The organism is Streptomyces sp. NPDC005496 (assembly GCF_042872045.1).
In the GTDB taxonomy this organism is placed as follows: domain Bacteria; phylum Actinomycetota; class Actinomycetes; order Streptomycetales; family Streptomycetaceae; genus Streptomyces.
The window spans coordinates 372640-384863 of record NZ_JBIAJQ010000004.1; the positions used below are offsets into that span (position 1 = coordinate 372640).

General features: G+C 74.1%; 12 protein-coding genes. 5 read left to right on the forward strand and 7 right to left on the reverse strand.

Going from position 1 to position 12224, the window contains the following annotated elements; all coding sequences use genetic code 11:
- Positions 1-51: 51 nt before the first annotated feature.
- The gene (locus tag ACFYQQ_RS14145) at positions 52-1017 is read left to right on the forward strand and encodes an acetylxylan esterase (RefSeq protein WP_355786144.1); all 966 of its coding nucleotides are present in this window, start codon (positions 52-54) and stop codon (positions 1015-1017) included.
- A gap of 31 nt (positions 1018-1048) precedes the next feature.
- Here ACFYQQ_RS14145 and ACFYQQ_RS14150 read toward each other — a convergent pair whose 3' ends face one another.
- Positions 1049-2098 (reverse strand): phosphatidylinositol-specific phospholipase C domain-containing protein, encoded by a 1050-nt coding sequence (locus tag ACFYQQ_RS14150; protein ID WP_356165565.1) that lies wholly within the window; start codon positions 2096-2098, stop codon positions 1049-1051.
- A 195-nt stretch (positions 2099-2293) separates the two neighbouring features.
- On the opposite strand from ACFYQQ_RS14150, the gene ACFYQQ_RS14155 reads away from it, so the two are divergent.
- The 4 genes from ACFYQQ_RS14155 to ACFYQQ_RS14170 all read left to right on the forward strand — a co-directional run bounded on the left by ACFYQQ_RS14155 (position 2294) and on the right by ACFYQQ_RS14170 (position 6432).
- Complete coding sequence (locus ACFYQQ_RS14155) at positions 2294-3460, forward strand: serine hydrolase domain-containing protein (RefSeq protein ID WP_356238377.1); 1167 nt, start codon at positions 2294-2296, stop codon at positions 3458-3460.
- Between the two features lie 142 nt (positions 3461-3602).
- Complete coding sequence (locus ACFYQQ_RS14160; protein WP_388904630.1) at positions 3603-4328, forward strand: GntR family transcriptional regulator; 726 nt, start codon at positions 3603-3605, stop codon at positions 4326-4328.
- A gap of 600 nt (positions 4329-4928) precedes the next feature.
- Positions 4929-5426: a hypothetical protein gene (locus ACFYQQ_RS14165; protein ID WP_356238381.1), complete on the forward strand. Its 498-nt coding sequence runs from the start codon at positions 4929-4931 to the stop codon at positions 5424-5426.
- Positions 5427-5610: 184 nt separating this feature from the next.
- Positions 5611-6432, forward strand: coding sequence for an alpha/beta hydrolase (locus ACFYQQ_RS14170; RefSeq protein WP_356165577.1), 822 nt, complete (start codon positions 5611-5613; stop codon positions 6430-6432).
- Between the two features lie 58 nt (positions 6433-6490).
- On the opposite strand, the gene ACFYQQ_RS14175 is transcribed toward ACFYQQ_RS14170, so the two are convergent.
- The 6 genes from ACFYQQ_RS14175 to ACFYQQ_RS14200 all read right to left on the reverse strand — a co-directional run bounded on the left by ACFYQQ_RS14175 (position 6491) and on the right by ACFYQQ_RS14200 (position 12197).
- A complete protein-coding gene (locus tag ACFYQQ_RS14175) occupies positions 6491-7996 on the reverse strand; it encodes an MFS transporter (RefSeq protein WP_388904632.1) in 1506 nt (501 codons plus the stop codon).
- Positions 7993-8847, reverse strand: coding sequence for a thioesterase family protein (locus ACFYQQ_RS14180; RefSeq protein ID WP_355787526.1), 855 nt, complete (start codon positions 8845-8847; stop codon positions 7993-7995). Before ACFYQQ_RS14180 ends, ACFYQQ_RS14175 begins: the two co-directional genes overlap by 4 nt.
- A gap of 216 nt (positions 8848-9063) precedes the next feature.
- Entirely contained in the window at positions 9064-9801 is a 738-nt protein-coding gene (locus ACFYQQ_RS14185; protein WP_355787523.1) for a class I SAM-dependent methyltransferase, read from the reverse strand.
- Between the two features lie 91 nt (positions 9802-9892).
- The gene (locus ACFYQQ_RS14190) at positions 9893-11143 is read right to left on the reverse strand and encodes an RNA polymerase sigma factor (protein ID WP_356238740.1); all 1251 of its coding nucleotides are present in this window, start codon (positions 11141-11143) and stop codon (positions 9893-9895) included.
- Positions 11134-11472, reverse strand: a complete 339-nt coding sequence (locus ACFYQQ_RS14195) for a YciI family protein (protein ID WP_355794220.1) — start codon at positions 11470-11472, stop codon at positions 11134-11136. Before ACFYQQ_RS14195 ends, ACFYQQ_RS14190 begins: the two co-directional genes overlap by 10 nt.
- Positions 11469-12197, reverse strand: a complete 729-nt coding sequence (locus ACFYQQ_RS14200) for a nuclear transport factor 2 family protein (RefSeq protein WP_356238385.1) — start codon at positions 12195-12197, stop codon at positions 11469-11471. The genes ACFYQQ_RS14195 and ACFYQQ_RS14200 overlap by 4 nt, the downstream gene beginning before the upstream one ends.
- Positions 12198-12224 lie beyond the last annotated feature (27 nt).

Below are 12224 nucleotides of genomic sequence, written 5' to 3' on the forward strand. Positions count from 1 at the left end.
CGCGCCCGTACGGTGTGATCATCCGCACCCCGATGTCAAAGGTGGCCCTTCATGGCCCTGTTCGACCTCCCCCTGGACGAGCTCCGCGGCTACCGCAGCGCGTCGGCCGAGCCCGAGGACTTCGACGCCTTCTGGGCCGACACCCTCCAGGAGGCGCGCCGGCACGAGCTGGACGCGCGCTTCGAGCCGGTGCGGACGCCGCTCAGGACCGTCGAGCAGTACGACGTGACGTTCGCCGGCTTCGGCGGGCACCCGGTCAAGGGCTGGCTGACGCTGCCGGCCGGCACGGACGCGCCGCTGCCCGTGGTCGTGGAGTTCATCGGGTACGGCGGCGGGCGCGGCCTGCCGCACACGCACCTGCTGTGGGCCTCGGCCGGGTTCGCGCACTTCGTGATGGACACCCGGGGCCAGGGCAGCGCCTGGGGCGGCGGTGAGACGCCCGACCCGGTGGGCAGCGCGCCCGCGTTCCCGGGCTTCATGACGCGCGGGGTCGAGGACCCGGAGAGCTACTACTACCGGCGCCTCTACACGGACGCCGTGCGTGCCGTGGAGGCGGCCCGCGCCCATCCGCTGACCGACCCGGCGCGCACGGCGGTCGTGGGCGCGAGCCAGGGCGGCGGCATCAGCATCGCGGTCGGCGGTCTGGTGCCCGACCTGGCGGCGGTCGCCCCGGACGTGCCGTTCCTGTGCGACTTCCCGCGTGCGACGACCCTGACGGACCGCGACCCCTACCGGGAGATCGGCAGGTACCTCAAGACGCACCGCGGCCGCACCGAGCGGGTCATGAGCACGCTCGCGTACTTCGACGGGGTGCACTTCGCCGCCCGCGGCCGGGCACCCGCCCTGTTCTCGGTGGCGCTGGAGGACCAGACCTGCCCGCCCTCGACCGTCTACGCCGCCTTCAACGCGTGGGCGCACGAGGACAGGACGATCGAGGTGTACGACTTCAACGACCACGAGGGCGGCGGCCCGTACCAGGAGGAGGCCAAGCTGCGCTGGCTGCCGCGGCACCTCTGAGGCGCCGCGGCACGGGCCGGCCGCGCCCCTCTCAGCCCGCTGTCCCGCGCGGTACGACGGTGGCCAGGACGGCTGGCAACGGGTACCAGTCGGCGGAGACCACGCTGGCGTGCCGTCCGGCCAGCAGGCCGACCCGGTCCAGGGCCTGGGCCTGCGTCGGGTTGGTGCCGTCGATGGCGGGGGCCACGTTGTGGGCGTCGGTCATGACGAGGAGGTAGTGCCGGTCGTCGTACCAGGCGGTGTCGACCGACCCGTTGGTGTAGGCACCGGCGTCGCCGTCGAAGACGACGAACCAGGGGCGGATCGAGGCGTCGGCGTAGCGGGTGCGCGGGTCGCCGGCGGCGGCGCCGTGCACAGCGGGGAAGGCGGCGGCCTCGCGCAGGCGTCCGGCGGCGGCGAGGTCGCGCAGGTACTGGGCGTACTCGCGGTCCGTCCACAGGGTGTCGGCGGGGTTGCCCTCCTCGACCGTGCCCGGGATCAGCTCGACGACGAACTTGCCGGCGAGGGCGGAGCGGGCGGGCCAGCCGTCGGCGCGGACGGCCGTGTCGAGGTCGGGGTGGGAACCGGTCACGTCGGCGGGGCGCAGCAGGGCGTCGCCGAGCTTGGCGGTGAGGAGGGCGTCCAGCTGGGCGGGGCCGCGGCCGTTCCTGGACTGGAAGCCGTCCTTCATCTCGACCTTGAGCTGGATCGGCCGGTGGCCGGGGTGGGCGTCGTGCCAGGCCCTGATGTCGGACAGGCAGCCGCCGAGGTCGCGGTTGCGTGTCTTGGTGCGCAGTTCGGAGGCCCGGGCGGCGTTCTCGCAGTTGTTGTCGTTGCCGAGCGGGTTGCTGTGCGAGACCCGCCAGGAGGAGCCGAACACGTTGGTCCACACGTCGAGTTCGAGCATTCCGGCGCCCGAGTCCAAGGCGTCCGCGAAATAGGGGTACTTGCTCTTCTCGTAGGCGTTGTGGACGCCCACCCAGGTGGTGGACGAGTACGCCGGGTCCGCGGCCGTCGACGGCGGTGCGGCGGTCAGCGCGAGCACGGCCGCCGCCGTCACCGTGATCCCGGTACGCGTCAACGCCTTCGCAAGTCTGGGCATGTTCCCCCTGCCTCCTGTGCCTCGGTGGTCAACCGCTCGGCAGCGTAGGGGTGTTGGGTGACATGCGGAAGATCGCGGAGTGAAGGATCGAGTGACGTGATCCGGCGCCTTCCCTCCAGTCCGACCAGTCGGTACGTTCGGTTCGGCCGGAGCGCGCGCCCGCGTTCCGCGTCATCCACGGACGACGGAGGTTCCATGTCCCCGCAAGTGCCTCAGGTGCACGGTCACTGCGACGCGCGCTTCTCCTCGGTCCGCACGGCGTTCGAGGAGAACTTCCGCGAGCGCGGGGAACTGGGCGCGGCGGTGGCCGTCGTCCGGGACGGGGAGACCGTGGTGGACCTGTGGGGCGGCTGGGCCGACGCGGCGGGCACCCGCCCGTGGGAGCGCGAGACGCTGGTGAACGTGTGGTCGACGTCGAAGGGGCCGACGGCGCTGTGCGCGCACATCCTGGCGGACCGGGGGCTCCTGGACCTGGACGCCCCGGTGGCCGCGTACTGGCCGGAGTTCGCGGCGGCGGGCAAGGAGTCGGTCCTGGTCCGGCATCTGCTGTCCCACCGGGCGGGGCTCTCGGGGCTGCGCGAGCCGCATTCGCTGGAGCAACTGTGCGACTGGGAGCTGACGGTAGCCCGGCTGGCGGCGCAGGAGCCGTGGTGGGAGCCGGGGACGCGTTCCGGGTACCACGCGCTGACCTACGGCTTCCTGGTCGGCGAGGTGGTACGGCGGGTTTCGGGGCTGCTGCCGGGCGCCTTCCTGGAGCGGGAGGTGACCGGGCCGCTCGGGATCGACTTCACGATCGGACTGCCCGGAAAAGAGGCCGGCCGGGTGGCGGAGCTGGTGCATCCGCCGGCCGCCACGACGAGTGAGCAGGCTTCCGTCTTCGCCCAGTTGGCGCCCGCGGCGCTGGCCGCGCTGACCAATCCGCCGGTGGGTGCCGCCGAGGCCAACACCTCGTGGTGGCGGGCTGCCGAGATACCCGCGGCCAACGGCCACGGCACGGCCCGCGCGGTCGCGGCGCTGTACGGGATCTTCGCGTCGCGGGGCTCGTACGGCTCGCGTCAGGTGCTGTCGGCGGCTGCCGCCGAGCGGGTGCGTGAGGGCCAGGGCAGCTGCCGTGACCTGGTGCTGGGCGCGGGCTTCGCGCACGAGACGGAGATCGGGCTCGGGCTGTGGCTCAGCGGGCCCAATGGCTCGTACGGGCCGAACCCGAGGGCTTTCGGACACGACGGCTTCGGGGGTTCCTGCGGCCTCGCCGATCCGGAGGCGGGCGTCTCGCTGGGCTACGTGATGAACCGCATGGGCCCGCACATCGCGGACGACCCGCGCAAGAGGGCGCTCGTGGAAGCCGTGTACGCCGCCCTCTGAGGCTCCATGGGCCGTGGGCGGGCGCGGGTGGAAACCGGCCGAACCGACGAGCCGCTCTTCCCTAGTGTTTTAGACCAATGATAGACGTGGTCGCGCAATGAGCCCGCACGGCTACGCCTTGTCACCAACAGGAGGCGCGGACATGGCCCGCACCGTCCACACGCCCGACCACGAACCCCGTTACCGGCGCGTCGCCACCCAACTGCTCGACGAACTACGGGAAGGCGCCATCCCGCCCGGGGAGCGGCTGCCCGGGGAGCGGGTTCTCGCCGCGCGATTCGACGTCAGCCGCGAGACCGTCCGCCAGGCCCTGCAGATGCTGCGCGGCAGCGGACTGGTCTCCACCGACCGGCGCGGCAGCCACGCCACGCTGCCGGGCACCACCGCCGAGCACGTGCCCTCCCTGGACTTCCCCGTCGGCGCGCACACCGCGGAGCCGTGCGCCGTCCACCGGACCAGCGTCGCCTGGGAGCCTCCGCCGCCGGAGCACGCCCGGGCGCTCGGACTCGCGCCCCGGCGGCCGACGTTGGTCCACCGCTACGAGTCGGCCACCGCGGACGGGCAGGGGCTGCGCACCGCCGTGACGTCGTTCTCGGCGGTCGCCGTCGCCGAGGTCGAGGAACTGGCCCGCTACCGCGACCGCGCGGACGGCAGCGGCTCCGCGCACCTGCGCCGGGCCTACGACTGGATGCGCAGGGCCGGACTGACCCTCCACCACCGGGACACCATCACGCGATCGCCGCGGTCGGTGCGGGTCACCCGGCGGGTGCACGACCAGTACGACCGGCCGCTGGAGGTCACCGACCTCGTCGTGGAGGCGCAACAGGACGCCCTGGTGTACGAGTTCACCCTTCCCGCGGCCGGGTGACCCCCTCCGGCGACGGAACGAGCGCCGGCTGCGCGCGACGCTGGGTGAGGCGCGCTTCGCCGAGGCGGTGCGCGGGGGGCGCGCTGGGGCCGGAGGCGGCGGTGACGCCGGCGCTGGGGGGACAGGCCGGGACGCCGACTTCTGACGCGGGGCGGCCCGGTCTCCCCCACGGCCACCGGGGGCTCCTCCGGCGGCGGCCGATTTCACGACGCGGCCGATGCAGGGTTTCCCGGCCGAGAGGAGTCCGGCTTCTGCCGTGGCCGTGGCAGGAAGCCTCAACCGGAAAGCACTCGGCTCACGACGCCGGCAGGGCGAGGCTGCCTGTGCCGCACGGGGCCCTGCTTCTGACCCGGCCGGGACAGGACTTCTGCCCTGGAAGCAGGCGGCTTCCGGCCTGCGGTGCGCCGGTCACCCCGGGTGGCACACGCACCGACGGACTCCCGGGACCGCCGCACATCCCTGCCCCGGCCCGCCGGGAGGGCCGACGCCGGTGTGAGGTGCCGAAGTGGCGAGGTGCCCGGACGCCGGCACGACGGTCGGCGGCGAGATGCAGTCATGTGACAGATTCCTTGACGGCCGCGGACGCCTAACGTGCTGGATATGTCCACCCACGACGCACAGCGGACCGAGCGGGCCTGCTCCACCGAGCGGGTCCCGGTCGTCCGCGCCCCCGGGCAGGGGCTGCCGCCGGGCGACCCGAACCACCGGGCCGCGCACCTCGGGCAGACAGGGTCCACGGCCGTCGCGTGGACCCGGCCGGACGGCCTCGACGCGCTCGCCGGGCCCGGCGAGCGTCCCGCGACGGTCGCCATCCGGAACCGGATCCTTCCGGCGCCGCCGGGCGCGACACCGGAGCGGGAGCCAGCCGTATCCGGTCACTCCTTCGGCGGACCGCCCGCCCGGATTCTCACCGGTCACGGCCCGTCCACCGCCGACGCCACCCCGCCTTCGTGGCGCGCTCGGGCCGTCCCGGCCCTCCTGGGCACGGCGGCCCGTACGGGACGCGCGCCCTGCCCGCGCCACCGCGCCGGGCGGCGGGCTCCGCACTTGGACCGGGGGCCGGGACGGACACCGTCGATCCCGCCGGTCCCGCGCTGACCATCGACCCCGGCCGGCAGGAGACCGCGGACAGCGCATCGGCTCCGCGCGCCGCCTCCCCCACCGGCCCCTCCGCGCCCGTACCGGCTTCCCGGCGCTCCCCGCGCCGCGTCGCGCGACCGGCGCGCGGAGACCGCATCACCCGACCGGACGCACCCCGTCCGCCCTCCGAAAGGCAAGCGACATGAGCACGTTCACCACCTCCGACGGCACCGAGATCTTCTTCAAGGACTGGGGCAGCGGTCAGCCGGTCGTCTTCAGCCACGGCTGGCCCCTCAACGCCGACACCTGGGACAACCAGCTCCGCCTGGTCGCCGAGAACGGCTTCCGCGCCATCGCCCACGACCGCCGCGGACACGGCCGCTCCGGCCAGCCCTTCCAGGGCAACCACATGGACCAGTACGCCGACGACCTGGCCGAGCTGATCGAGAAGCTCGATCTGCGCGACGTCGTCCTGGTCGGCCACTCGACCGGCGGCGGCGAGGTGGCCCGCTACATCGGCCGCCACGGCACCTCCCGGGTGGCCAAGGCGGTACTGCTGGGCGCGGTGCCCCCGCTGATGCTGAAGACGGACGCGAACCCCGAGGGCACGCCCATCGACGCCTTCGACGGGATCCGCGCGGGCGTCGAGGCGGACCGCTCGCAGTTCTACTGGGACCTGAGTGAGGCGTTCTTCGGCTTCAACCGGCCCGGCGCCGCCGTCTCCGAGGGCATGCGCCGCTCGTTCTGGCTGTGGAGCATGCAGGTCGGCGTGAAGGGTGCCTACGACTGCATCAAGCAGTTCTCGGAGACCGACTTCACCGAGGACCTGGCGCGCATCGACGTACCGACGCTCGTCGCGCACGGCGACGACGACCAGATCGTGCCGATCGGCGCCGCCGCGCTGAAGACGGCCGAACTCGTCAAGGACGCCACCCTCAAGGTCTACCCGGGCGCCCCGCACGGCCTGGTGGGCGAGTACGAGAAGGCCTTCAACGCCGATCTGCTCGACTTCATCAAGAGCTGACGCCCCGGCCCGGTCGCCTTCCGCGGAGGGCGACCGGGCTCGGCCCTTCCCGGGCCCGCTAAGGGGTTCCGGGTGTGCCGCCGGTCCTCCGGGTTTCCGCGGCCGGTGCCGGAACGGCCGCCGCCTTACCGCGGGTCCGGGACCACAGGGTCAGGCCGAGCGCCACCGCCGTACCGGCCAGCATGACCGCGACCACGACCCACACGGCGCCGCTCACGGCGTCCGTGAACGCGGTCCGCGGATCGCGCACCTCCAGGACGCGGTCCTCGAACCGTGACGTCATCAGCGTGCCGAGGACGCTGGTGCCGAGGACGGCGCCGATCTGCCGGGCCGCGTTGACCGTGCCGCCCGCCTCGCCCTCCCGGCCGCGCGGGACGTGGCCGACGGCGAGAGCGGTGGACGGGGCGTTGGCGAGGCCGCAGCCGAGACCGAAGACGACGAGGGCGGCGGCGTACCCGCCGAACCCCGTGCCGGGCTCGACTCGGGCGAAGAGAGCCGCCCCCGTGGCCGCGAGCAGCAGCCCGGCCGCGATCAGCGCGCGCGGTCCCAGGCGCCGCACGAGCACTCCGGCCAGCACCGAGGCGGCGATGAACGTGCCGAACTGGGCGAGGAGTTGGACGCCCACCTCCAGGGCGGTCAGTCCCCGCACCCGCTGGAGCCACAGCACTTCGAGCAGGGACAGGCCGACGAAGCCGAACAGGACGGCCGCGGCGAGCAGGAGCGAGGCACCGTAGGACGGGTCGCGCAGCAGGCGCAGGTCCACCATCGGCGCCTGCCCGCGCAGTTCGGCCACGACGAACGCGGCGAGCAGGATCACGGCGCCCGCCGCGGCCGCGAGGGCACGCCCGGATCCGTATCCGTGGTGGCCGCCGTCGATCAGCCAGTAGACCATCAGGGCGAGACCGCCGATGGCAGTGAACTGGCCCGCCCAGTCGATGTGTTGGGAGCCGTTGCGGGACTCTTGGACGTAGCGCAGGGCGACGGCCGCGGCGAGGACCGCTACCACCGCGTTCAGCCAGAAGGCCGTGTGCCAGGTCCACCAGCGCAGGGCCAGACCCGCGGTGAGGGGCCCGATCGCGAGGCCGAGTCCCGAAGCCGCCGCCCAGGCGGCGATCGCGCCCGCCCGCCGCCTGGGGTCGGGGACCGCGTGGGTGACGAGGGCCAGCGAACTGGGCGTGATCAGCGCGCCGCCCACACCGGCGATCGCCTGACCGGCCAGCACCGCGGCCAGACTTCCCGCGAGGACCAGCACCACCCCGCCCGCGGCCATCGTCGCGGCTCCGGCGAGGAACACGGCGCGCCGGCCCCAGCGGTCGGCGAGGGCGCCCGCGCCGAGGACGCAGGAGGCGACCACCAGGGTGTACATGCTGGGCACCCACACCAGGTCGGCCGCGGTGACGCCCAGGTCGTCCTGGACGGCGCTGAGTGTGCCGATGGTCTGCGTGGTCTGCAGGAAGACCGTGAACAGGCCGAGGCAGGCGGCGATGAGCACCGGCAGCGGGCGTTCTCCGCGCGTCGGCCCTGAGGAGCGGGCGGCGTCGCGCAGGGCGGTGGGGGCGTTCACGAGGTCTCCCTTGCGGAGGTGGAGTCGGCGGGGGCGCCGGGGTCCGTGCCCGGCGTCGGATCCAGTACGACGCGGGCCTGCCGGGCCACGGCGAGGAGGCGGCCGTCGGACGACCAGACGGCGCTGTCGTCGATCGCCCAGCCGCCGCCCGCCCGTTCGGTGCGCATCCGCACCAGCGCCCAGCCCTCGGGGGCGCCGCCGGTGAGCGCGTCGGTGAAGTGCACCGTCAGCTCGGCCGTCGGGACGGGCTGCGGGACGCGCCAGCACGCGTACAGGGCGGGCGGCAGGACGTCGGTCAGGGTCACGACCGTCGCCTCGTCCAGGGGCCGGCGGTCGGTGCACCGCACCCACGCGACGAGTTCGGCGCGCTCGCCGCCGGCGAGCGGGAGGTCCGAGGTCGCCGGGCGTATCTCCAGCTGCCGGGCGAAGGGCGCCAACCCGACCGGCAGGTCGAGGAGTCGGCAGTCCTCGGGGCGCGGCACGTCGGGCGCGGGAAGTCCGTCGTACGCGGGTCCCGGGCGCGCCGGACCGAAGACCGCGGAGCCGAAGAGGGCCGGGGTGCCGTCCTGGTGCCCGGTGAACGCGCAGGTCGCCGCGCGACGTCCGGACTTCGCGGCGGTCACGGCGAGTCGCAGCGGCCGGGCGTCCACGGGGGCCAGGAAGTGAGCGGTCAGGGAGCGGACGGGGTCGGCGCCCCCGGTGAGGTGCTCGCGTACGGCGGTGAGGGCGGCGGCCGCGGCGTGTCCGCCGTGCGCCCCGTCCCAGGACCACCACAGGGGGTCGATCCGGGCCACGGTGTCCTTCGTGGCGGGCGTGCTGCCAGGCGGTGCAGTGGCTGTCGGAGCCCTCATCGCGTTTCCTCGCACGGTCGGCCCTTCCCAGGGCGATGGGTTGGTGAGTTTGAAAAGCGGACTCACTATAACCTGTGCGGGTCCGGAAAACGGACTGACTTGACGGCTCGGTGCACCCCGAGGACCCGGACGACGAAGTCGCCTGTCCGGCACAGGAGTTCGGGTCAGGAGTCGGGTGAAGAGCTCAGGTGAGAAGGCGGCGGTGGAGGAGGGGGCTCAGCCGGTCGTGGTCGCCGTCGTCCGGGTGGCCACGACCATCCGGCAGCGAGGGCTCCCGTCGCGCCTGCGGCCGAACTCGGGCAGGGCGTGGAGTTCCACCGCGAAGCCCGCCCGCTCCAGCTCCCGCCGCACCTCGCCCAGCCGGAACGTCCGGTAGTACATGACGAACGCCGGGCGCCGGACGGCGTTGCGCACTCGCATCACCGCGTCGAACCCGAGCAGCGCCCAGTACCAGGGCGAGCTCGGCGGGGCGGGGGCGGCGACGGGGAACGCGAAACGTCCGCCCGGCCGCAGCACGGAGTGCACCCCGGCGAAGAGGCCCGGCAGCTCCCGGGGCAGGAAGTGGCCGAACGCCCCGAAACTGACGACCAGATCGAAGGCCGGCCCGAAGGGCAGCGCCCGCGCGTCGCCCCGCACCCAGGACACCCGCGACGAACCGCCGTGCCGCTCCCGGGCGACGGCCAGCATCCCGGCGCTGATGTCGACCCCGGTCACGTCCTGTTGGCACAGCCCGCGCAGCACACCCACGCCGGCTCCGGTGCCGCAGCAGAGGTCGAGCCCGCTGCCGAAGGGGCCGAGCGGGGCGAGGGCACGCGCCACGGAGTCGAGGATCGCGTCGGGCGTCCGGAACGGGGTGCGGTCGAACTTCGGCGCGAGCAGGTCGTAGCCGTGCTCGACCGAGGAGAGGGCCTGAACGGCCAGTTCGCGCAGGGTCGGACCGTCGGGAGTGAACATCGCGTGCAGCTTACGACGCACGCGCCCCGCCCACACCGCGGACGGGAATCCGACGTACGTCCCTCCCTCCTCCTCCCGTGGACTCGGCATCTCACTCGACGGGCCGGCACTCCCTCAACCGCCACTCCAGGAAACGACGTTCGGCCGCGTTCTCCACCAGCTCCAGGGCCTCGTCGTACGCCCGGGCCGCCTCCGCCGTACGCCCCATGCGGCGCAGCAGGTCGGCGCGGGTGGCGGGAAGCAGGTGGTAGCCGTCGAGTTCGCCCGTCTTTTCCAGTTCGGCCACCAGGGCGAGGCCCTGCCCGGGTCCCTCGGCCATGCCCACGGCAACCGCCCGGTTCAGCCGCACCACGGCGGACGGGACGCGGCGTGCCAGTTCCGCGTACAGGGCCGCGATGTCGGCCCAGTCCGTCTCCCCCGCCGTGGCCGCGGTGGTGTGGCAGGCGGCGATGGCGGCCTGGATCTGGTAGGGCCCGGGCCGCCCGCGGCGCAGCGCGGTCTCGACGAGCGCCGCCCCCTCCTCGATCGCCGCCCGGTCCCAGGCCCCGCGGTCCTGGTCCTCCAGCGTCACCAGGGCGCCCGTCGCGTCGACCCGGGTACCGCGCCGCGAGTCGTGCAGGAGCAGCAGCGCCAGCAGACCGAGGACCTCGGGCTCGTCGGGCATCAGCCGGGCGAGGACGCGGGCGAGCCGCAGGGCCTCCGCGCACAGGTCCGTGCGCACCAGGTCGGTCCCGGACGTGGCGGCGTACCCCTCGTTGAAGAGCAGGTAGACGACCCCGAGGACGCCCGTGGTGCGTTCCGGCAGCAGGTGCGCGGGCGGTACGCGGTACGGGATGCCGGCGTTGCGGATCTTGCGTTTGGCGCGCACGAGGCGCTGGGCCATCGTCGCCTCGGGAACCAGGAAGGCGCGGGCGATCTCGGGCGTGGTCAGCCCGGCGAGCGTACGGAGCGTCAGCGCCACCCGCGCCTCGACGGGCAGCGCGGGATGGCAGCACGTGAAGATCAGCCGCAGCCGGTCGTCCTCCACGCCGCCGTCCTCGTCGGGGTCGCGGGGTCCCTCGTCCCGGACGGACATCGCCACCTCCCGCAGCTTCCGTACCCCGACCGCCTCCCGGCGCAGCACGTCCAGGGCCCGGTGGCGGGCGGTCGTGGTCAGCCAGGCGCCCGGGCGGCGCGGGACCCCGTCGCGCCGCCACCGGTCCAGCGCCTGCGCGAAGGCGTCCTGCGCGCACTCCTCGGCGAGGTCCCAGTCGCCGGTCACCCGGATCAGGGTGGCGACGACCTGGCCCCATTCCTCGCGGAAGGCGGTCGCGACCGCCTCCTCGACGTCGTTCACTCCCAGACCGGCCGCACCTCCACCGAACCACCGCTCCGCGCGGCGGGATGGCACGCGGCGAGCGCGACGGCCTCGTCGAGATCGGCGACCTCGATCAGGTCGAAGCCGGCGAATTGCTGCGGGGACTCCACGAAAGGCCCGTCGCCGATCAGCACCTCGCCGTCGCGGACGCGCACCGAGGTGGCGTCGGCGGGCGGTCTCAGACGGGCGCCGCCCCTGACCACCTCACGGCCGCGCGCGTCCCCGATGTACGAGGCGAGGCGTGGGTCGTCGGCGCTCTCCCGCGGGCCGGGTTCGCCGTCGCCGGGGGCGCAGACGAACAGCACGTACCTCACGGCCGGACGCCCGCGTCGAAGGGCACGGAGGAGTGCTGGTGGACGATCTGCCAGCGGTCCCCGGCGGCACGGTAGCCGGTGGTCACCCGCAGCACGCTGTCCAGCGGTTCGCCGGTGGTCCGCGCGGCCCGCACCCGCACCAGCGCGTGGCTGAACGCGACGCTCTCGTCGACCCGGACGCGGAATTCGAGAACCTCCCGGTCCACGGGCCCGGCGACCGTCGAGAACCACCACTCCTCGGCCTTGCGCAGGGCGTCCACGCCGCGCTCCTCCAGCCCGCTCATGGGGTGGAACACCTCGACGTCCGGCGCGTAGCAGGCCATCGCCCGGTCGAGGTCCCGTTCGCGGGCCGCGTGGGTGAGTTCCGCGTCGATCCGCCGGATCTCCCCCACGGCGTCCTCGTCCTCCCAGAACGCCCGCACCTCCAGGGCGCCGACGGTCGCGACGGGGTGCCCGGCGGCCACGCGTACGGCCTCCTCCATGCTGTCGCACTCGAGGATGTCGTACCCGGCCACGTACTCCTTGGTCTCCGCGAACGGCCCGTCGGTGCGCAGCACTTCCCCGTCGCGCACCCGTACGGTGACCGCGTCGGCGGGCGCCTGGAGCCGGTGGCCGTGGAGGCGGACGCCGCGCTCGGCGCCGTGCTCCTCGACCCAGGGTTCGACGGGGGCCATGCCGGAGGCGTCGGCGGTGTCGTCGCCGCAGACCAGCAGCATGTACTTCATGGTTCCTCCATGTGTTCACGGGTCCTG